A 19,358-nucleotide genomic window follows, 5' to 3' on the forward strand; every position below is an offset into this window, starting at 1 on the left:
CTTACTCGTCGACGTCGAGGTCGAGGTCGAACTGCTCGTTCTCGCTGGCCGTGTTCAACACGACCGACGTGTTCGACTCCTTTATCTCGGGGTCGGTCAGCAGCTCCTTGATCTGGGCGTTCATCCCGTCCGTATCGGAGAACTTCCCGATGGCGATGATGTCGTAGTCGCCCGTGACCTCGTAGACGGAGACCATCTGCTTGTGATTCCTGAGACTCTCCGTGACGTCCGGGAGCGAGGACCCCTCGACTTTCAGCTGGATGATGGCCGTCACGTCGTATCCCAGTGCGCCGTAATCTACCTTCGGTGTGTAGCCGTTGATGATCCCGTCTTCTTCCAGGTCCGAGAGGTGATTCGAGACGGTCGTCACGGAGACGTCCAGGTCCTCACCGAGGCTTCGCAGGCTCGCGCGGCCGTCCCCCAGAAGGGCATTCACCAACTCACGGTCGAGATTTTCGTACGTCATTACATCCACACAGTAGCTCGGGGGATTAGAATTTTACGAATGTCCAACTGCGCCCGAGGGTTGCGGAATCTTTGCGCAAAACGGCAGGGTTTTAGTAGTAGCACCACTCCTACTCGGTGTTCAAAGATGACAAGCGAACTCTCAGACGAGGCACAGAGCGTACTCGACGAGATCGAAGAGCACAACGTCGACTTCCTCCGGCTTCAGTTCACGGACATCCTCGGGACTGTCAAGAACGTCTCCATCACGGCGGACCAGGCCGAGAAAGCCTTCAGTGAGGGCATCTACTTCGACGGCTCCTCCATCGACGGCTTCGTCCGCATCCAGGAGTCGGACATGCGTCTCGAACCCGACCCCGAGACCTTCGCCGTCCTCCCGTGGCGCGAGAACGTCGAGGGCGGTTCCAGCGCCCGCCTCATCTGTGACGTCTTCGATACGTCGACCGGCCAGCCGTTCTCCGGCGACCCGCGCGGCGTCCTCAAGCGCGCCATCGACCGCGCCGACGAAATGGGCTACACCGTCAACGCCGCCCCCGAACCGGAGTTCTTCCTCTTCGAGGAGGACGAGGACGGCCGCGCCACGACGAAGACCAACGACGCCGGCGGCTACTTCGACCTCGCGCCGAAGGACCTCGCCTCCGACGTTCGCCGCGACATCATCTACGGCCTCGAGGAGATGGACTTCGATATCGAGGCCTCTCACCACGAGGTCGCACAGGGCCAACACGAGATCAACTTCACGTACGACGACGCCCTCTCGACGGCCGACAACGTCGCCACCTTCCGCTCGGTCGTCCGCGCCATCGCGGCCGAACACGACCTGCACGCGACGTTCATGCCCAAACCCATCGCCCGCATCAACGGGTCGGGCATGCACACGCACATGTCGCTGTTCACCGAGGACGGCGAGAACGCCTTCCACGACGACGACGACGAGTTCAACCTGAGCGAGACGGCGAAGAGCTTCACCGCCGGTATCCTCGAACACGCGCCCGCCATCACCGCCGTCGCCAACCCGACGGTCAACTCCTACAAGCGCCTGGTCCCCGGCTACGAGGCACCCGTCTACGTCGCCTGGTCCGACCGCAACCGCTCGGCGCTCATCCGCAAGCCGGCCGCCCGCACGCCGGCCGCCTCGCGCGTCGAGCTCCGCTCGCCGGACCCGTCCTGTAACCCCTACCTCATGTTCGCGGCGATGATCCACGCCGGCCTGGACGGCATCGAGCAGGACCTCGAGTGCGAGGACCCCGTCCGCGAGAACATCTACGAGTTCGACGAGGAGAAGCGCGAGGAGTACGGTATCCAGACGCTCCCGAGCAACCTCGGCGAGGCCATCGACGCCCTCGAAGCGGACGAGACCGTCCAGGACGCGCTGGGCGAACACGTCTACGAGAACTTCGTCGAGGCCAAGCGCCAGGAGTTCCAGGAGTACCTCGTCGACGTCTCCGAGTGGGAACTCGACCAGTACCTCGAGAAGTTCTGAGCCGCCGAAACTCGTTCTCTCTTTTCGGACCCGCGTAGCGACGGTCACGCGTCGAGCGCGTCGTTTCCCGGACGGTGAGCGTCGAGGCGGCGACGGCTCGACGGCACCTCGGTGATGCCGACGCCGCGCGTCATCCCCGCCAGTCGCGGACCCGGTCGATGACTCGACCGGGCAGTCCCGTCGCGCGGAAGGTGATCCCGGTCAGTATCATCATCACGTACAGCCCGAGCGTCGAGAGCCAGACGACCAGCATCGAGAGGACGGCCCACAGTCCCGAGAGCCAGTAGAACGCGGCCATCGTCATCACCGTGCCGTACAGCAGCACGACGTACGGTCCCCAGCCGCGGGCGTGGCCCCGGCGCATCCGTCGACGGACGTACCGGCGAAGGTCCTCCCTGACCTCGTCGCGGTGGAGGGTCCGGTCCTGGACGTCGTCGCGGAACGACTCGAACTCCTCGCGTAGCTGGGCGAGTTCCTCGTCGGACAGGTCCTCGACACCGCGATCGCGGGGGCCGGTCGCGCTCTCCCCGTCTGGCGGTGGCGTCTCACCGGATGCTCGGTCGGCGTCCTCACTCATCGCTCTGCCGGAACGTCGGGTCGGTTCCTGTTGTAGTTGCCGGTCCGGGACGCCGGCCAACACCGCGTTGAACGCCGCCCCCACGAGCAGGATCTGGCCGGCGAAGTAGAACCACGTCACCAGCAGGAGGACGCCGCCGATGACGCCGTAGAGCTGAAAGCTCCCCGCGGCGGCGGCGTAGACGCCGAACCCCGTCGCCAACACGGTCCAGCCGAGGGCGGCGAACGCCGCTCCCGGAACGGCCTCCCGAATCGTCAATCTGTGGTCCGGGAAGACGTAGTACAGCGGCAGGAACGCGACGGTGAGGACCGGGACGAGCGCGAGGCCACCCAGCGCCACTTCGACGCCGAACAGCCCCCCGAGCGAGGTGATAACTGCCAGGCCTACGAGCGCCAGTCCGATGCCGAACAGCGCCGACAGCGCGTCCCGAACGGAATCGACGAAGCCGTTCGCATCGGTGGTTCCGTATATCCGCGAGAAGGCCACGTCGAGACCGCGAAGCACCTTCAGCGTGCCCCAGACGGTCGTGGCGAGGCCCAACACCGTCGCCCCGCCTCGGCCGACGGCGCTGGTGAGTGCGTCCCCCAACAGATCGGCCGCCGTCGGCGACAACGAGTCTCCGATAGCCGCGACGACCCGCGCTGCGAACGCCTCGCCGCCGAAGAAAGAGCCGACGACGAGCGCCAACAAGAGGAACGGCAACAGCGAGACGAACATGTAGTAGGCGATGCCGGCCGCCAGAAACGACACCTGCTGTTCTCGAACTGTGTGAACGAGGTCACGGCCGACGGAGACGGCGCGGTTGTGGGCCACGACGAAAGGTGGGTCGGGCGCTACATATATCTCGTCGCTGCGTCGTATTCGACCGACGCGACGGACCCCGACCCGTCGTTCCCGGACGCCCGCCTCAGTCATCCAGCGCGGCATCGGGCCGATAGGAGCGGCTCACGGCGCGCCACGCACCCGAACGGAAGCGGTGATACGTGATGGCGGCGGGGACGGCCGTCTCGGCGAGCATCGAGGCGTACAGCGCCGAGACGCCGATCGCGGGGACCAAGACGCCCGCGTAGGCGATGGGGAGCGCGAACAGGTACATCCCGGCGAGCTGGGAGTAGAACGGCCAGCGCGTGTCGCCGCTGGCCCGGAGCGGGCCGGTCGCGCCGCCGTCGACGCCCCGGAAGACGACGGTGAGACAGGCGACGGCGACGAACGTCGTCACGAGGCCCAGTCCCGCGGCGTCCTCGACGAACAGCCGGCTTATCTGCCGGGAGAAGGGCGCGAGCGCGAGGGCGACGACCACGTAGACGCCGACGCCGAGGCGGAAGACGGTCTGTGCCCACCGAGTCGCGTCGCGTTCGTCGTTCTCGCCGAGCGCCTGGCCGACGAGGCTGCTGGAGGCGAGGCTGAGCCCCCAGTTCGGCGTGTCGAGCAGGGCGCGCACGCGGAGCGCGACGACGTACGCCGAGACGACGGTCGGGCCGAACAGGCCGATGATGAACAGCCGGGGGAACTGCGCGCCCGTGCGGGCGAGGTTCGACCCGACGAGCGGCGACGCCACCGACGCGAGGTCGCGGGCCAGCGACGCGTCGACGAACGGCCGCGAGAGCGGGACCCGGACCGGGAAGTCGAGTCCGGGGAGGCCGCCGCGAACGAGGCCGACGGCCAGCGCCGCCGTGACGAGGACGTTGGCGATGACCGTCCCGATAGCCGCGCCGACGACGCCCATACCCAGCCCGAATATGAGGACGGCGTTGAGGGCGACGTTGACCACCGCGCCGCCGCCCCGAAGTATCATCGGCGAGTAGGCGTCGTCCGCACCGACGAGGGTTCGGCTGCCGACGAGGTTCAGCGCCGCGAACGGCACGCCTACGGCGAGCGTTCTGAGGTACCGCTCGCCGTAAGCGACCGCGTCGGCTCCCGACCCGACGAGTCCGACCAGCGTCCCCGGGACGTACCAGAACGCCGCGGTCAGCGGCAGCGTGACGGCGACGACGACGGCGGCGCTGGTCGTCACCGTCAGCCCCAGTTCCTCGCGGGCGTCCGCGCCGAAGCGCTGGGAGACCATCCCGATGGTCCCCCCGCCGACGCCGCCACCCAGCGCGAACGCCAGCCCCCAGAAGGGCGCGGCGAACCCGACGCCGGCGATGGCCAGCCGGCCCAGCGCGAGACCGACCATCGCCACGTCGGCCGTCGACTTCGACATCCGAGCGAGCCCGGTGACGATGCGGGGCCACGAGAGGTCCGTCGCCCGCGCGACTCGGTCGCGCTCGACGAGTCCCGCACGCGAGAGCAGGCCGCCGACCGACAGGAGGAGGCCGCGGACGGGATTGTAACGGGAGGACACTCGGAGGGACTAGCCGGCGGACGCTCAAATGGGTTAAGAAGCCGCGTCTCCGGTCGACCGACACGCACGTAACGGCCGAAGCCCAAGCGCGAGTGACGGACGATGGACTGGAACCGACTCTACGAGTGGCAGAACGTCGGGATCGGCGTCGTCGGGATCGCGTCGACGGTCGCGTTCGCCGACCCCGGCGTCCACGTCCTGGTCGTCGGGCCGGTCCGTCTCGACGCGTTCTACGTGCCGCTGGTCTGTTTCGGGATCGTCCTCGCGCTATCTGTGTCCCGCGTCGTCGACTCGTAGACGGGTGCCGGCGACCCGCTACCCGGAGAGCGGCAGGCTTTATCACTGCCGCCGCCGACCGTCGGGACATGAAGACGGAGGCGGCCATCCGGTCGGGGACGATGCAGGTCACGATGCTGTTGCTCGTCGCCGGGTTCATGTTGCTCGCGCTGGGACTCGCCGGCGCGCCGTCGTCGATTCAGCTCGCCATCGTGCTCTGCGGGCTGGGTGCGGCGCTTTACGTCACGCGTCCCGGCGAGGGAGAGGTCGGCTACGTCGCCGGGATCGACGTCGACAGCCTGCTCTCGGCGCTCTGGTTGGCACCGATCATCGCGGCGGTCCCGCTCGTCTTCGAAGTCGGCGCGACCGGCGAAGAGGTGCAGGCGCTCGGCGGTATGCTCGGACTCATCGGAATGGCGAACTACTTCCTCCGACCGGTGTACCTCCTGCTTTACGGTCTCGTTCGGTCGGTTCGCGGCGGGCGCGGGGGCGAACAGCAGGGGATGGAACGACTCTGAGTTACTCGGCCGTCGCCTCGCGGATCTCGGTCACGTCGGCGTCCGTCTTGAACGTCGTCCCGCCGTAGTGAGTGCGCGAGGCGTCGTAGCCCGCGTCACGCAGTTTCTCGACGAAGGTATCCATCGCCTCCGCGCCGCGCCCCCACCGTTTGCAGAGGCGGTGCTGGTCGTAGTGCGTCGGGGTGGGCAGTTCCGTACCGAGCGTCGAGAGCAGTTCCCTGGCCTTCTCGGCGGTGCCCATGTCCTCGCTGACGTGATCGGAAACCGCCGCCGCGAACTCGGGGTCACAGGTCGCGCCGAGCCAGATCGGACCGGCCGTCTGGAGGTGTTCCTCACAGACCGGGCACGCCTCGGGCGGATCGGCGATGAGCCCGAAGTCGTGGTCGCGCCAGAGACAGCGCTGGCAGTGGTGGACGTAGCCCAGTTCGTCGATGCAGTCGTTGGCGACCTTCGCGCCGTGGTCGAATTCGAGGTAGGTCCGCACGTAGTGTTTCGTCGCGTGGCTCAGGATCGGTCGGGCGGCGATGTCGTAGCGGGCCGCGGTCCGGATCATCGCCGACAGCAGGACGCGCATCCCCATCTCCGCGTGGAACTCCGTGTTCCGCGGCACCGTCCCGTAACTGCGGACGCCGCTCTCGAAGTGAGCGCCACACAGCGGCGCGGTGTCCGTCGCAGTGACACAGAGTAGCCGTTTCGTCCCCTGAACCGCCGCGTCGGCGAACGGGATCGGCGTCCCGAACGGGTCTACGTCCACCACGTCGAACGCCTCGCCGTGCATGAGAACGTTGGCGTCGGCGTGGCGGACTTCCGCCGCGAGGCCGTTGCGCTCTACGTTCTCCTCACAGAGGGCGACGGCGTCCGTATCGAAGTCACACAGCGTCGTCTCCCAGCCGTCGGCGGCCGCCCGCACCCCGCGGATACCGCTGGCGGCGGTAGCGTCGAGATACGACGAGACGCCGTCGAGACGCTCTCGATAGGCCCGCAGCGCCGCCACGGTCACGTCGCGGTTCAACTCCTGGACGGGGTTGAAGAAGACGTCCGCTCCCTTTCCCGCGTCGGGCTGTTCGGGCACCGAGACGGTCACCTGCCCCTCGCTGACGCGCATACCCCACTCTCCGCGCGGGTCCCGTTAAGTCGTTCGAACGGCGGCGATCACTCCGCCGACGCCCGCGACGGAACCGCCGAGCGATCGTCCGGGAGCCGCACCGTGACAGTGGTGCCGTCGCTCGTGTCGAAGTCGAGGTCCACCGCGAGCGTCGTCGCGGTCCAGCGGACCAACCAGAGTCCGACGCCGCGCCCGTGATCGAGGTCCGTCTCCCGACCGCGGTCCAGCACCGCCAGTTCGTGCTCCGGAATTCCCGGCCCGCCGTCCTCGACTGTGAGGAGTATCTCGTCGCCCGCCCCCGAAACGGTCGCCGTCACCGCGACGGGCGCGTCGCCGTGTTCGAGCGCGTTCTCGACGAGGTTCCGCACCAACACTGAGAGCAAGACCGGTCGTGTCTGCAGCGTGAGGTCGTCCGAGATCTCGACCGTGACGCCGCCGTCGTAGTCCGCTTCGAGCGCCTCGACGACGTCGGCCACCCGGTCGCGGAGCGGGACCGACTCGACAGCCCCGTCGGCCCCCATGTTCGAGAGCGTCCGCGCCTTCTCGCCCGATTCGGCGAGGCGACCGATCGCCCGGTCGATCGCGGCGGCGTGCTCTCCCAGTTCCCCGTCTAGTTCGGCGGCGAGCAGTTCCGCTCGCGCCTGAATGACGACCGTCTCGTTGCGGACGTTGTGTCGCAGGAAGCGGTTGAGCACCTCCAGTCGGCGCTCGCGGCGCAGCTCGTCGGTGACGTCCTGAAAGACGACGGTGTAGCCGAGATGAGTGTTGCGCTCGTCCCGGAGCGGCGTCCACTGGACCTTGTACTCCCGGCGTCGCTCGCCGTTCTCGACGCCGAGCCGGCTCCGATCCGTGCCGAGCGACAGTTCGTCACCGACCAGTAGGTCGTCGAGGGGATCAGTCAGCGCCGCCCGCTTCTCGACGTCCAGCATCGCCTCCGCGGCGGGGTTGAGGTTGACGAGACGACCCGCGACGTCGACGATCGCCACCGGGGTCGCGATGTCGTCGATGGCCGCTCGCTCGCCGGCCCGCCGAGTCGCCGGATGGAACTCGAACATGTCGCTCCGGACGAACGCGTAGGCGTCCAGCGCGATATGAGGGAGAAACAGCAGCGTCGCGAAGTTGAGCGAGGGAGAGGGGCCGATGCCGCCGGCCCACGCGAGGAGCGCGAAACCCGGTGGGAGCGGGCTCAGTCCGACGGCGATGGCCTCGCGTCGGTACAGCGGTCCGTAGCTGACCACGGTGTCGAAAACGAGTAGCGTCCCGAAGCCGACCAGCAGCGTCGTCATCAGGACGACCAGCGAGCCGAGCGGCCGGAGCGCGTACGTCGCTCCCGCGGCGCCGAACGTCGGGTCGACCGCGAACCCCGTCCAGAGAAACGAGTGGAGCGGGTTCGTCAGCGCCAGCGCCGACGCCGCGGCGGGCAACAGCGCCGTCGACTGGAACCACCGGCTCTCGAGGACGGCCGTCCGACCCGTATAGCCCAGCGCGAAGGCGACGAAGAAGAAGCCGATCCACGAGAGACACACCCAGCAGACGATTTCGAGTGCCAGCCGAATCGTCCGGTCGTAGACGAGTAACGCGGTTCCGTACGTAAAACACCACACTGCCATCGTGATGATCGTCGCGACGAACCACTTCGCGCCCGGTTGCCCCCAGTGCCGCCGGAGCCGGGAGAGGAGATACAGCGCGCCGACCCCCGAGGCGAACGACCCGAGGGCGAGCCAGGGGGCGGTGACGGCCATGACACATCGTGGGGACGATACCTGTTTATCTTTCCGGGCGCCTCACCGCGCGAGACGACGCTGTTTTGTCGGGCCTCTCCGTAGCCAGCGTGTGAGCACCGTCGACGAGTGGGTCCGACTGCTGGAATCAGAAGGGGAACTCTCCCCCGAGGCAGTGACCGCGATCGTCGACGCCCACGGCGACCGCGGCACGCGCGCCATCGAGGCCGTCGGCGAGAGCCGGGTCAAACAGTACCGCGATTTCACCGTCGTCGTCGGTTACGAGGACGAGTACATCGTCGAGGACGGCGGCTGTCACTGTGCCGACGCCGAGTACAACCTCGATAGCGACGACCCCGACGAGCTCTGCTGGCACGCCATCGCCGCCCGCATCGCCGAGGCCGTCGACGCCGTCGACGAACACGACATGTGGTACTCCGACGTGCGCGATTTCCTCTGAGAAAAGCCGGCGCGTCGCGCCTTCGCGAACGGCCGCCGAGCGAGGCGGGTTAGTCGTCCGAGGGGAGCGGGTTCCCCTCGCCGTCCGTCGGGGCGGGCGAGGACTGCATGTCCGAGTCCTCGGTGTAGGGGTACCACGTCATCTTCGTGTTGTGCATGTACGGGTCCTCGTAGTCGGTCTCCTCGGGTTCGACCAGTTCGGCCAGCGTGTCCTCGTCGCGCGCCTCGACGAAGTCGCGGAACGTCTCTCCGTCCTCGCGCAGGTCCTTGAAGTTCTCGACGAGGTTCCCAATCGCGCCGGGCACCTCGTCGGCGGGGACGCGCATCTCCACCCAGTCGGCGAAGCGTGGATCCTCGCCGAGGCCGCCGCCCAGCCCGATGTCCAGGGCCTCGACCGGTTCGCCGTCCTTGCGCGTCTTCATCCCGCGCAGGGAGACGTCGGCGATCTGGGGCTGGGCGCAGGAGGCCGTACAGCCCGAGAGGTGGATGTGGAAGTCCTCGTGGTCCGCCGGCAGCTCGACGTTCTCCTTCAGCCAGCGGGCGTAGCGCACCTGGCGGTTCTTCGTCTCGACGATGGAGAGCGAACAGTACTCCGTGCCCGTACAGGCGATGGAGCCGCGCATGAACGGCGACGGCTCGGGCGAGTAGTCGTCGAGCAGCGCCTCGCTCTTGAGGTCCTCTAAGTTCTCCTCGGGCACGTCCATGACGATGATGTTCTGCCGCTGGGTCAGTCGGACCTCGCCGGAGCCGTACTTCTCGGCGAGTTCCGCGAGTTCCAGCGTGTCGTCTGCGCCCATCCGACCGACCAAGACGTTCAGACCGACGTAGTAGTTGCCGTCGTCCTGCTCGTAGACGCCGACGTGGTCGTCGTGACCCTCGTTGCGACCGGAGTTGTAGGTGTACTGGTCGCGCATGTCCTCGCCGGCCGTCTCCAGTTCGAAGTCGACGAACTCGTCCTGGAGGACCTGCCGCATCTTCTCCGGCCCCCACTCGTCGACGAGGAACTTGATACGGGCGTTGAACCGGTCCTCGCGGTCGCCGTACTCGCGGAAGAGCGCGGACATCCCGTGACCGATGTCGGCCGCCTTCTCCGGGGGCACCCAGACGTCGATGTCGCGGGCGAGACGCGCCTCCTTCCGGGAGAGTCCGCCGCCGACGCGGACGTTGAACCCGAGTTCGCCGTCCTTCTTCGCGGGTTCGTAGGCGAGGTCGTTGATGTCGCCCTGCCCACAGCCCTCGTCGCAGCCGGTCACGGAGACCTTCCACTTGCGCGGGAGGTTGGCGTAATCGTCGTTGCCCTTGAACGTCTCGTGGAGGTCCTCGGCGACCGGCCACGCGTCGACGTGCTCGTGCTTGTCCTTGCCGGCGACGGGACAGCCGACGATGTTCCGCCAGGAGTCACCGCAGGCCTGCTGGGTCGTGAGACCGACGGACTCCAGTTTCTCGAAGATCTCCGGGATGTCCTCGAGCTTTATCCAGTGCAGCTGGACGGACTGGCGGGTCGTCCAATCGCAGTAGGCGTCGCCGAACTCGGGATTGGAGGCGGGACCGGTCGCGTACTCCTTCGCCACCTCGCCGATGACTTCGAGCTGACCCGGCTCGATGACGCCGTTCGGCGTCCCGATACGCATCATGAAGTACGACTCCTGGCCGGAACGCTGGTGGTACAGCCCCCACCACTTGAAGCGCTCGAACCAGGCGTCGTGTTCGTCCTCGGGAATCGACTCCCAGCCCTCCTCTGCGAACTCCAGGAGGTGTTCCCGAATCTCGTTCCCGTACAGCTCGTCCTTCCAGGACTCTACCTTGCTCGGCATAGTTAGTGTGTTCGCCCACTAGTCATCCTCCCTTATACGACACGCTTTGCCGTCAACCGTCTCCCCCACTCGCTGAAACAGGAAAGAATTGCTCCCTATTCGGGCCGGGCGAGCCGGGTGCGCTTTTCGGGAATGTGGACGCTCTCGTGAACGACGCCGTAGAACTCGCCCGAATCGGGGTCTACGACGCGGCCGACGGTCAGCCAGTCCGTGACACCGCTCGCGCCACACGCGATACACTGCCCGGCGACGCGCGCTTCGATGTCCGGGTGGTCGACCCCGACCTCGACGAACCCCTCGGCGAGGAAATCCGTCACCTCACAGTCACAGAACTCGCTCCGCGCCAGAAGCCACAGGTCCGAGACGTTCACTTCCCGCGAGTCGTTGACGGATATCCACGCCCCGTCGTCGAGCTGGTGAACGTCGGTCGTCATTACATCTCATTAGATCCCGGAGCTACCTGAGGGCGTCGGCGCTCGCAAGTTTCGCCGGAGAGTCGACAGTTCGACCGCCCGCATGCGGTGCACGCCCTATGATAACAAGACAGTACGAAACAGAACCGCCGTCCGAGATACTGCCAAGTATCTCCGGTAAGCCGCAGTGCGGGTAGAGATTACAGGAGAGTGCGGCCTTATGATAGTGGGGCCGTTACAGAGGGATAGCGACACGCGGCGTTCCGTCGCCGCGCCAATAGAAACGATGACGAACGCACATCAGACCCACGACGAGACCGACGCCGAAGCGGACGAACCAACCACTGATCACCTCGACGACGTCGAGGACGGATGTGGCTGCACCGAGATCTGGGAACACATGAGCGAAACGCGCGAAGCCGCAGCCGACGACGACTGAGACGGCCCGTCTAGCCGTTTCCGGCGCTCCCAGACCCGGGAACGGAATACCGGCCGGAACGGCGATAGCCCGTATAAGACCCCCAGACGGGATACTTTTGTGGACTGAACGCTAACGACGAATCGATGCCAGAGGACGCGCCACCGGCCGATCGAGAGTCTCCGGTGGGAAAGCCCGTCATTCGCGGCGACCCGGAACTCACCGGTCAACGCGCCGACGAGGCCGTCGAGTTCGACCCCGACGACCCGGAGAGTCTCGAACTCGCCGCGCGGACGGTCCGACGTTTCTCCGAGAACACCGCCGGTGCCGACGACAACGTCTACATGCTGCGGGGGGCCGCGGCGTGTGCGGCGCTCGTCCGCGGCGAAGGCTCCTACAAAGCCGCCGCGGAACGGGCCGGCGGCGACGCGACGGTCTCGTTCATCCGCAAGTGGTCCCGCGTCCACGACCTCCCCCGCTCGGTGCGCATCCACGTCGCCAAGGGGGAGATCGCGCCGACCGCGGCCAAACACATCGCTCGCGTCGCCGGCGAGGCCCGCCTCTTGCTGGCGTGGGCCGCACTCGACCACGACTTGACCGTCCGACAGATTCGCTCGGTCGCGAGCGGCGTCAACGACGGCGCGACCATCGAAGACGCGCTCGCCGCCGAAGGCTACCGCCTCGGCGAGCTCTCGATCACCGTCGACAGGGACGCCTACTGCAAGCTCCGCCAGCGCGCCGCCATCGACGCCACCGACCCGAGTACCGTCGTTACCGACGCGTTAGAATCGGCGCTCGACGACGTATCGTAAGGTCTTAACCCTCACTCCCCCCAGCGAATAGCGAGGGCCGGTAGCTCAGTCAGGCAGAGCGTCTGGCTTTTAACCAGATGGTCGGGGGTTCAACTCCCTCCCGGCCCGCTTCTACGACGAACGGACGTGAGGAGCGAAGCGGCTATGGAGGGCGTTGAGCCACGGCACGAGCGAACGAACGTGAGCGAGCATGTCTTCCTCCGGTTCAACTCCCTCCCAGCCCTGCGAACGCCTTCCTGCGATAGCGAAACGCCACCGAAGAGAGCGTCTCGAAGACGTGCGCGGTAACACCACAAGCGACAGAGAACAGCGGCTATCGAGACCGGTTGATTTACCACGCTCACTGTCGAGTAGCCGTGTATGACCACGTTCACCAGCGGCTTCGACGACCCGCTCAAACCCATCGGCCTCACCGCCGGCGCGTTTCTCGCCCTCGCGGCGCTCGGAACGATCGTCGGCGCGCCGTGGGCGACCCACGCGAGTATGGCGAGTGCGATGCTACAGGTAGTCGGCGCAGTCCTGATGATCGCCGTCGGCGCGCTACTCGCCTATCTGAGCGTCTCCGACGGCAAATAACTCAAAGAACGTTCGTTCTTCTCAGCCGCGGGTCGGGAGGTACGCCATTCCCAGCATGAGGACTGCCGCGATCCCGCTCAGGATCGAGACGCCCCAGAGACCGTTCGTGCGCTCGTGGAAGTAGTCCTGATCTGCGAGCTGCGCCTGATAGGTCGAGTACTGGTCGACGCTGACGAGTTGGACCGTCTGATGATCTGGGAAGTGCGCGAAGTACTGCTGGCCCTGTAACGTGACGTTGCCACCCTCGCTGAGTTGGACCGTGCGGTTACGAGGCGCGACCCACTCTACTGTCGCACTCTCGGTAGTCACGTTGGTGAGCGTCGTCTCCTGGAGCCCGCTCTCGCTCTGGTACGGGAAGGTCTGTGAAACCTGATACGTCCGCGTCTCGGGCTCGGGCAGCCACTCGCTGGCCGGATGGAGCGTGTTGTTCTCACGGTAGACCACGTAGTCGGTCCCGTTCTGGGTCACGAGCGAGTTCTCGACGGCGGAGTCGTTCCGGAGCAGTGCCGTAACGTTGAGCTGCTCGCGGAGCGTCACCGATTTGGACGAGTTGCTGGTCGTGACGTTGTACGTCGTGTTGTCGAGCGTCGTCGTCGACCCGTTCTCTAACGTCCCCGTGTATCGAGACGACTGATTCGTCCATGAGAGCTCTGCCCCCATCGATCCGCCGCCGCCACCGCCGTGCCCACCGCCACCGCCGCCCGACATCTGGACGCTCGAGATGGTGTACGTGGTTCCGTCGATGGTGAACGTGCTATCGTTGGACAACTCGTTCCCTTCGAGAGACACCTCCGGCTGCTGACTCTGCGCGACGCCAATGTACGCGTACGCTGCGACACTGATGACGAGGAAGAACGCGAAGTATGCCGCCGCGGCTCGTCGTTGCATATCCTGACGGTCAGTCGGCGCGCGGTTTAATGATTACTTTTCGACCGTACAGTCAGTCTACACTGTTCGATGCGAGTAACCCCCAGATTCCCCGATAGTGCGACGGCACCAGCCGAACTATCGACGGTCGACTCCGAGACGACGCGGCTGCCGCTGTGTCCGGTGTGTCTGTGAGAAAGCCAAGGACCGGGACGTAAGTTTCAAGACTGTCTCAAAGTCTCTATGAGATGGCAAAGCCACCTTAAGTATGCCCGGACAGGTGGTGGGGTATCAATCCGACCTCCTGCAGGGGCTCATTGCGGACGCCGAACGGGAGGCCAATCTCTCGTCAGGGGAAGCGGAGACACTTCGCCTGCACATCGACGAGGCCACCCCCGAACAGGAAATTGCTACGATTTGGGCGAGACTCGATGAAGACTTCCAGATTCTCGAAGAAGGCCCGTGGTCGCGATAACTAGCCACCCAACAAGAGTTCCTGCATTTCGGGATTCTCGTTATTGCTGATTGCTCAATCGGCGCTATATACCAATCAGAGCCGATTCTATCGGTAGAGGAGAGCTTCGAGAAGACCGAAAGTTCGTTATTCCCCGACGCTCGCCGTAGCGCCGGCCACCAGCTCGCCGAGCAATTTCTGCTGGGCGAGGCGGAGATGCTGGTGGAACGTCGGGCCAGCGATGTTCAGCGAGTCGGCTACCTCCTCGCCCGAACTCCGACGGGGCCACTCAAAGAACCCCGCATGGTACGCTGCTTCAACGACCGCCCGCTGGCGGTCGGTGAGATCCTCAACAAGCGCCTCCGCTACGCGTGTCGCCATGTCGTCGGTCTGAACGACGCTGTGTCGCGTCATCAGCTTGGTCTCGGGGTATGTGTCTTGTAGCACGTCAGTGATACGGTGGACGTCAACACTATGGGGGAGGTGAACCGTCATCTCGAGATCCCCGTCCCCGATGTGGGCGTGTTTCACGCGGCCGCCGCGGCTGGCGATCGCCGAGACGACTGGCGGTTCCGTCAGCCGAAGCTCGAACGTCGCATCTCCGACCGCTTGCTCCATGATCGTTACGTCGTCCCAGAACGGCAGTTCGTCGACGAACGCCTCCAGCGTCGAAACAGCGTCGTCGGTCACGGTACCGTACTGCAGGTAGACGCCGTCGCCGACCGGGATAGTCTGGTCGAGCGTGATTTCTCCGTCGGCGTCCAGACCGGGGCAGGTTCCCTCGACGAAGCGCGGAATCCGGAACTCGAGTTCGACGACGGTGTTGGTCATCAACGCATGCTTGCGTTCGAGGGCCGCAATTGCGTGACCGACGACTTCTCCCAGCTGGCCGAGTGCCTCGCTCTCGCTGTCCTGGAACGCGTCTTTGCGTGCGGAGTACACGCCGATGATGCCGTACAGCGTGTCCTCGTAGACGATGGGGATGGCGGCGGACGACTGATAGCCGTAGTCGCGGGCGAGATCGCGCCACGGCTCGAACGCTGGATCGCTGAACGCGTCTCTGGTGACCTGTACGTCGTGAGTGTGGATAGCCCGACCGGTCGGCCCCTGCCCATGGGGGTCATCCGAGTCGACGGAGAGCGATACCTCGTCGATGTAGCCGTCGACACCGGCTTCGATGCGGGATTGCACCGAGTTCGTCTTCGGGTCGACGTTCGCGATCCACGCGAACTCGTAGACGTCCGCCTCGGCGAGTGCGTCGCAGACCACTTGTTCAATCTCCTCGCGGGTTGACTGGTCGATGACGGCATCAGTGATGTCGCGGACGATGGTATTCAGGTGATTGAGAGCGGCGAGTTCCTGTTCGTCCTCCTTGCGCTTGGTGATGTCGCGGAAGTAGACTGACAACCCGGACTCCGACGGATAGATTCTGACTATCTCCCAGATACCGAGTGGCTCCGAGAATCGCTCGAAGCTCTGTGATTCCTGCGTGGCCATCGCAGTCTCGAACCGCTCCCGAATCGGATCGTCGGCGTCCACGTCCATCGCCTCCCAGACGTTCCGACCACGGAGTGTTGCTTCGGGATGACCGAGCAGTTCAGCGGCGCGGTCGTTGACGTAGGTGAACCGATACTCGTCGTCGAGGGCATAGAACGCGTCGTCAACTCGGGCGAACACCTCGTCGAGTTCGTGCTGAAGGCTGTCGCGCTGTTGCTCCAACTGCCGGGCCTGTTCCTTGAGTTCCGTGATCTCGTCGGCGCAGACGACTACCTGTTCGAGGTTTCCGTCGTCGTCACGAATTGGTCTAGTACTGATTGAAAACCACCGACGGTCACCGTCGGTTGCCTGTGCCCCTTGAACGACCTGATTGGTGACTGCCTCGCCCGTCTTCAACGTGCGTCCCAGCGGGCGCTCCTCGAACGACAGGGGTTGTCCATCCGGCCCGACGAGATCAACGTCACCGGCGGCATAACACTCCCCGTGGGAAAGCCCGAGAACGTCCTTTGCTCGGGAGTTCGACCGCTGGAGGTCGTCGTCGGTGCCGAACACCATGAGGCCGGTGGGACTCACGTCGAAAAGGTTCTCGACGAGGTCGCGTTCGTGGTGCAGTTGCCGCTCGCGTTCGCGGCGGTCGGTCAGGTCTTGGATCACTTTCGCGTATCCTTGGAGAGTGCCGTCGTCATCGCGGATCGCCGAGATGGTGACGTTCGCCCAGAATCGGGTGCCGTCCTTTCGGACGCGCCAGCCCTCATCTCTGACGAAACCGTCCCGCGCGGCGGTGGCGAGGTTCCGCTTTGGCACGTTCTCGGCGCAGTCAGCCTCGGTGTAGAACGTCGAGACGTGTCTGCCGATGGCAGCCTCGCGGGAACAGCCCTTGATTCGTTCGGCCCCCTCGTTCCACGTTACGACGCGGCCGTCGGGGTCAAGCATGAATATGGCGTACTCGTCGACCGCCTGCACGAGTGAGCGGAACTGGTGCTCGCGCTCGCGAAGTGCCCGCTCGGACGCCTTCTGGTCGGTGATGTCGTAGTAGAGTTCGACGCGCCCGCCGGCGTACTCGCCAGTCTCGATGGGTTTACTCCGGTGTTCGAGCCATCGCTCGTCACGCCCGTCGCCAGCCGTGATTCGACACTCGAACTCCTCGGCATACGTGTTGTCGTCGTATGTGGCAATCACGGTCTCGGCGAAGTCGCCGGGTTCTGCGACGACATCCCCGATCGTCTCCCGAATGAGCTGTCGCTTGTCTCGCCCGACGACGGTCGCCGAGTCGAGTCCGAAGTAGTGTACGGTCGCGTCATTAATCCACACGACGTCGAAGTCGGAGTCAAGCAGGAAGACGCCAACATCCGCCGTGCCGAAGACGTCGCTTACGACCGATTCGTAACTGCCGTGTGCGAGGCCGGCAGTCGGCGGGGACGCGGTGGTCGGCCGGGAACGCCACCAGACGCGGCCGCTCGCTCCGACCTTCTTGGTTTCGAGAAGTCCGTCCTCAACTAGCTGTTCCAGCCGGTTGTACGCCGTCCGTCGTGAACAGTCGATGGCGTCGGCGACCTCGCTGGCCGTTAGGGGGGCTGATGGCGTCGAATCGAAAGCAGCGAGCGCGTCTGCGAACGCGTGTCGTGTCGATTCGGCCGAATCCATACCTATGGGATGCACCACCCACGGGAATAGTTTCCGTTGGCGGAAACCAGTACTCCGTAGTCGCTGTCGTGGCTACTCGTCTAAGGGGAGATCCTTGTTTCGGCGAGGCTCCGCTCGTTCTGAAGCAGGAGGTGACAATATTATCACCCAATAATCATAGGGCACTAGCTTAACCGGTGGGACTGTTTGGTACCTGTAACGGCCGACTGATGGGGAAACACGAATGCAAGAATTCGAAACACAGTCCATAAATATGGAGAGGCAGTCCACCGAACCATCGCTAACCGAGGTGTACGGGGCGCTCGCGGATGACCGACGGCGGGCGATGCTCTCGATCTTGACTGACCGGACGACAGCGGTTGACGTAGCAACCCTCGCTCGGACTGTCGCAGCCCGGGAAACGGGAACCCCGGTCGATGACGTCGACGAAGAGACCGTTATACCAGTACGTACTTCGATCTATCACGTCCATCTACCGAAACTCGCAAATGCTGGCATCATTCGATATAACGAGGAGCAACAAACCGTCGAACTCGCACACGACGGCATCCAGCAACTGCCCTTAACCGACCAGCAGCGGTCGTCGTCTTTGACCGATGGTGCGACGTTACAGACTGCAGCAGAGGAGCAACTTCAGAGCGCCCTGAACGCGAATAGCCCCGAGCAGACGATGGTTCACGTCCGGCAGGCTCTCCAACTACTACGTCTGGGTTGAAAGGCACCCTCGCAGAATAATCGGCCATGCTGTCTGGTGTGGAAGAACTTTGGGTAGGCTTTAGACTCCCAGCTAAGGCCTTTACAGGCGATATCATGTGCGTAGATTTTACGATAGTTTCGGGTGCTGGAGGGCCTTCTCGTACGTGCTCGCAGTCGACCGCGACAGATATCTCGGTAGACCAGCTCCTTGCGGTACTGACCTGCCTGCTCCTCGGTGACTTGCGTGGTGTACCCGTCCGACGCGTTGTCCCAGACCCATTGGTAGAAGCGGTCAATGTGACCCGCACGGACGCGGATGGTATCCTCGGAGTACCCGACTGCCGCATCGGGGTCTTTCCCAAGGTCGAGACACCAGCGGAGCATCCGCTCGCTATGGTGTTGGTAGTCGGTGGTCTGCTTCTCGTTCAACTAAACCTTGGACGGCTGGGTGGCCGTAGGGATTCCCTGAACCCTCCCCCTCACCGTCTAGCGGATTTTCTGAAGACATAGTGGTCAATCCTACCGTGGACGGCTCCTTGAGGGATTTTGTGACCACTACTACACCTATCGAAAAATGGATTTAGCGTCCTTGATCGCGGTAAAATCAAGCCAAGGGCCGGATTTGAACCGGCGATGGGCGGCTCTGCAGGCCGCTGCGTTAGGCCGGACTCTGCCACCTTGGCGCAGTTATCCGTAATCAACTCGGTCGCTTAAGGGTAGCGGATTCGACTAGCCCTCTCCTTCTGACTGTCCCGGTTCCCCAACGCCTTCGACTGGAACTACATTGAAGATAGAGGTCTGTGCATCTTCTGCCGATTCGAACGTCGAGCTCTCGGTCCGTGACAACACGTCGACCAATGGTTCCGACCCGTCGGCGTACAGAAGTTCCACGTCGTCGAACTGGGATCGCGCCGTCTCGACTTCGAGTGGATATTCCGCGTCAGTCAACAGTTCGGTGAGTTCGTTCAGTTTGACCTCACGAGTCATACGAATATCTCACCTGACGGTCGCATAGTTACCCGCTCCTTATAAATACGAAAAGCCCACGCGGAGAGGACAGATACCTCTCCGCGCGGGCTGAAATGAGTATGAGGAATGAATGGTGGCGGCGAACCAAATTTCCCAGAGGCTCGCGCACTCCAGTACTCGCTGGAACGCTGGTGGGCTTATCTTCCGTGTTCGGGATGGGTACGGGAGGCAACCCCACCGCTATGGCCGC

The 19,358-nt window shown here is 64.6% G+C and carries 19 protein-coding genes, 2 tRNA genes and 1 rRNA gene; 10 read left to right on the forward strand and 12 right to left on the reverse strand.

Translation table 11 applies throughout. The annotated features are described in order from the left end of the window. Position 1: 1 nt before the first annotated feature. Complete coding sequence (gene lrp, locus EGH23_RS12310) at positions 2-466, reverse strand: HTH-type transcriptional regulator Lrp (protein ID WP_220580281.1); 465 nt, start codon at positions 464-466, stop codon at positions 2-4. 126 nt (positions 467-592) lie between these two features. Between lrp and glnA the strand changes: the two genes are divergently transcribed. Beyond that, complete coding sequence (gene glnA, locus EGH23_RS12315) at positions 593-1,948, forward strand: type I glutamate--ammonia ligase (protein WP_220580282.1); 1,356 nt, start codon at positions 593-595, stop codon at positions 1,946-1,948. 130 nt (positions 1,949-2,078) lie between these two features. On the opposite strand, the gene EGH23_RS12320 is transcribed toward glnA, so the two are convergent. Together EGH23_RS12320 and EGH23_RS12325 are read right to left on the reverse strand one after the other, a co-directional pair. Next, positions 2,079-3,338, reverse strand: a complete 1,260-nt coding sequence (locus tag EGH23_RS12320) for a YihY/virulence factor BrkB family protein (RefSeq protein ID WP_220580283.1) — start codon at positions 3,336-3,338, stop codon at positions 2,079-2,081. A 94-nt stretch (positions 3,339-3,432) separates the two neighbouring features. Continuing rightward, complete coding sequence (locus EGH23_RS12325; protein WP_220580284.1) at positions 3,433-4,869, reverse strand: MATE family efflux transporter; 1,437 nt, start codon at positions 4,867-4,869, stop codon at positions 3,433-3,435. A 102-nt stretch (positions 4,870-4,971) separates the two neighbouring features. On the opposite strand from EGH23_RS12325, the gene EGH23_RS12330 reads away from it, so the two are divergent. Continuing rightward, positions 4,972-5,166 (forward strand): hypothetical protein, encoded by a 195-nt coding sequence (locus tag EGH23_RS12330; RefSeq protein WP_220580285.1) that lies wholly within the window; start codon positions 4,972-4,974, stop codon positions 5,164-5,166. A 68-nt stretch (positions 5,167-5,234) separates the two neighbouring features. Further along, positions 5,235-5,663, forward strand: a complete 429-nt coding sequence (locus EGH23_RS12335; protein WP_220580286.1) for a hypothetical protein — start codon at positions 5,235-5,237, stop codon at positions 5,661-5,663. A 1-nt stretch (position 5,664) separates the two neighbouring features. On the opposite strand, the gene EGH23_RS12340 is transcribed toward EGH23_RS12335, so the two are convergent. Together EGH23_RS12340 and EGH23_RS12345 are read right to left on the reverse strand one after the other, a co-directional pair. Next, complete coding sequence (locus tag EGH23_RS12340; RefSeq protein WP_220580287.1) at positions 5,665-6,768, reverse strand: tRNA (guanine(26)-N(2))-dimethyltransferase; 1,104 nt, start codon at positions 6,766-6,768, stop codon at positions 5,665-5,667. Positions 6,769-6,815: 47 nt separating this feature from the next. Continuing rightward, entirely contained in the window at positions 6,816-8,510 is a 1,695-nt protein-coding gene (locus EGH23_RS12345; protein WP_220580288.1) for a histidine kinase N-terminal 7TM domain-containing protein, read from the reverse strand. A gap of 91 nt (positions 8,511-8,601) precedes the next feature. On the opposite strand from EGH23_RS12345, the gene EGH23_RS12350 reads away from it, so the two are divergent. Next, a complete protein-coding gene (locus EGH23_RS12350) occupies positions 8,602-8,949 on the forward strand; it encodes a hypothetical protein (RefSeq protein ID WP_220580289.1) in 348 nt (115 codons plus the stop codon). Between the two features lie 49 nt (positions 8,950-8,998). On the opposite strand, the gene EGH23_RS12355 is transcribed toward EGH23_RS12350, so the two are convergent. Next, positions 8,999-10,762 (reverse strand): nitrite/sulfite reductase, encoded by a 1,764-nt coding sequence (locus EGH23_RS12355; protein ID WP_220580290.1) that lies wholly within the window; start codon positions 10,760-10,762, stop codon positions 8,999-9,001. Positions 10,763-10,857: 95 nt separating this feature from the next. After that, positions 10,858-11,196 (reverse strand): DUF8134 family protein, encoded by a 339-nt coding sequence (locus EGH23_RS12360; RefSeq protein WP_135305838.1) that lies wholly within the window; start codon positions 11,194-11,196, stop codon positions 10,858-10,860. Between the two features lie 265 nt (positions 11,197-11,461). Between EGH23_RS12360 and EGH23_RS12365 the strand changes: the two genes are divergently transcribed. From EGH23_RS12365 to EGH23_RS12380, 4 genes are all read left to right on the forward strand, one after another. Next, positions 11,462-11,614: a hypothetical protein gene (locus EGH23_RS12365; RefSeq protein WP_220580291.1), complete on the forward strand. Its 153-nt coding sequence runs from the start codon at positions 11,462-11,464 to the stop codon at positions 11,612-11,614. A 125-nt stretch (positions 11,615-11,739) separates the two neighbouring features. Then, on the forward strand, positions 11,740-12,405 hold the full coding sequence (locus EGH23_RS12370) for a DUF7119 family protein (protein ID WP_220580292.1): 666 nt from the start codon (positions 11,740-11,742) through the stop codon (positions 12,403-12,405). A gap of 34 nt (positions 12,406-12,439) precedes the next feature. Beyond that, positions 12,440-12,513: transfer RNA gene (locus tag EGH23_RS12375), tRNA-Lys, on the forward strand. Between the two features lie 252 nt (positions 12,514-12,765). Beyond that, entirely contained in the window at positions 12,766-12,981 is a 216-nt protein-coding gene (locus EGH23_RS12380) for a DUF8123 family protein (protein ID WP_220580293.1), read from the forward strand. Positions 12,982-13,002: 21 nt separating this feature from the next. Here the strand turns inward: EGH23_RS12380 and EGH23_RS12385 are convergent, their stop codons facing one another. Continuing rightward, entirely contained in the window at positions 13,003-13,869 is an 867-nt protein-coding gene (locus EGH23_RS12385; RefSeq protein ID WP_220580294.1) for a hypothetical protein, read from the reverse strand. A gap of 247 nt (positions 13,870-14,116) precedes the next feature. On the opposite strand from EGH23_RS12385, the gene EGH23_RS12390 reads away from it, so the two are divergent. Further along, positions 14,117-14,323: a hypothetical protein gene (locus EGH23_RS12390; protein ID WP_220580295.1), complete on the forward strand. Its 207-nt coding sequence runs from the start codon at positions 14,117-14,119 to the stop codon at positions 14,321-14,323. Between the two features lie 126 nt (positions 14,324-14,449). Here the strand turns inward: EGH23_RS12390 and EGH23_RS12395 are convergent, their stop codons facing one another. Further along, on the reverse strand, positions 14,450-17,443 hold the full coding sequence (locus EGH23_RS12395) for a PAS domain S-box protein (protein ID WP_220580296.1): 2,994 nt from the start codon (positions 17,441-17,443) through the stop codon (positions 14,450-14,452). A gap of 253 nt (positions 17,444-17,696) precedes the next feature. Between EGH23_RS12395 and EGH23_RS12400 the strand changes: the two genes are divergently transcribed. Beyond that, positions 17,697-18,158, forward strand: coding sequence for a DUF7344 domain-containing protein (locus EGH23_RS12400; RefSeq protein WP_220580297.1), 462 nt, complete (start codon positions 17,697-17,699; stop codon positions 18,156-18,158). Between the two features lie 588 nt (positions 18,159-18,746). On the opposite strand, the gene EGH23_RS12405 is transcribed toward EGH23_RS12400, so the two are convergent. The 3 genes from EGH23_RS12405 to rrf form a co-directional block, all read right to left on the reverse strand. Then, positions 18,747-18,822, reverse strand: a tRNA-Cys gene (locus EGH23_RS12405). 46 nt (positions 18,823-18,868) lie between these two features. Next, on the reverse strand, positions 18,869-19,126 hold the full coding sequence (locus EGH23_RS12410; RefSeq protein ID WP_220580298.1) for a DUF5789 family protein: 258 nt from the start codon (positions 19,124-19,126) through the stop codon (positions 18,869-18,871). 113 nt (positions 19,127-19,239) lie between these two features. Beyond that, a 5S ribosomal RNA gene (rrf, locus tag EGH23_RS12415) occupies positions 19,240-19,358 on the reverse strand; the annotation flags it as partial.

Source organism: Haloarcula nitratireducens (assembly GCF_019599505.1).

Excerpts from the sequence above, each read along its gene's own strand:
- lrp (WP_220580281.1), bottom strand. The coding sequence starts at position 466 with ATGACGTACGAAAATCTCGACCGTGAGTTGGTGAATGCCCTTCTGGGG.
- glnA (WP_220580282.1), top strand. The coding sequence starts at position 593 with ATGACAAGCGAACTCTCAGACGAGGCACAGAGCGTACTCGACGAGATC.
- EGH23_RS12330 (WP_220580285.1), top strand. The coding sequence starts at position 4,972 with ATGGACTGGAACCGACTCTACGAGTGGCAGAACGTCGGGATCGGCGTC.
- EGH23_RS12335 (WP_220580286.1), top strand. The coding sequence starts at position 5,235 with ATGAAGACGGAGGCGGCCATCCGGTCGGGGACGATGCAGGTCACGATG.
- EGH23_RS12340 (WP_220580287.1), bottom strand. The coding sequence starts at position 6,768 with ATGCGCGTCAGCGAGGGGCAGGTGACCGTCTCGGTGCCCGAACAGCCC.
- EGH23_RS12345 (WP_220580288.1), bottom strand. The coding sequence starts at position 8,510 with ATGGCCGTCACCGCCCCCTGGCTCGCCCTCGGGTCGTTCGCCTCGGGG.
- EGH23_RS12355 (WP_220580290.1), bottom strand. The coding sequence starts at position 10,762 with ATGCCGAGCAAGGTAGAGTCCTGGAAGGACGAGCTGTACGGGAACGAG.
- EGH23_RS12360 (WP_135305838.1), bottom strand. The coding sequence starts at position 11,196 with ATGACGACCGACGTTCACCAGCTCGACGACGGGGCGTGGATATCCGTC.
- EGH23_RS12365 (WP_220580291.1), top strand. The coding sequence starts at position 11,462 with ATGACGAACGCACATCAGACCCACGACGAGACCGACGCCGAAGCGGAC.
- EGH23_RS12370 (WP_220580292.1), top strand. The coding sequence starts at position 11,740 with ATGCCAGAGGACGCGCCACCGGCCGATCGAGAGTCTCCGGTGGGAAAG.
- EGH23_RS12380 (WP_220580293.1), top strand. The coding sequence starts at position 12,766 with ATGACCACGTTCACCAGCGGCTTCGACGACCCGCTCAAACCCATCGGC.
- EGH23_RS12385 (WP_220580294.1), bottom strand. The coding sequence starts at position 13,869 with ATGCAACGACGAGCCGCGGCGGCATACTTCGCGTTCTTCCTCGTCATC.
- EGH23_RS12390 (WP_220580295.1), top strand. The coding sequence starts at position 14,117 with ATGCCCGGACAGGTGGTGGGGTATCAATCCGACCTCCTGCAGGGGCTC.
- EGH23_RS12395 (WP_220580296.1), bottom strand. The coding sequence starts at position 17,443 with ATGGATTCGGCCGAATCGACACGACACGCGTTCGCAGACGCGCTCGCT.
- EGH23_RS12400 (WP_220580297.1), top strand. The coding sequence starts at position 17,697 with ATGGAGAGGCAGTCCACCGAACCATCGCTAACCGAGGTGTACGGGGCG.
- EGH23_RS12410 (WP_220580298.1), bottom strand. The coding sequence starts at position 19,126 with ATGACTCGTGAGGTCAAACTGAACGAACTCACCGAACTGTTGACTGAC.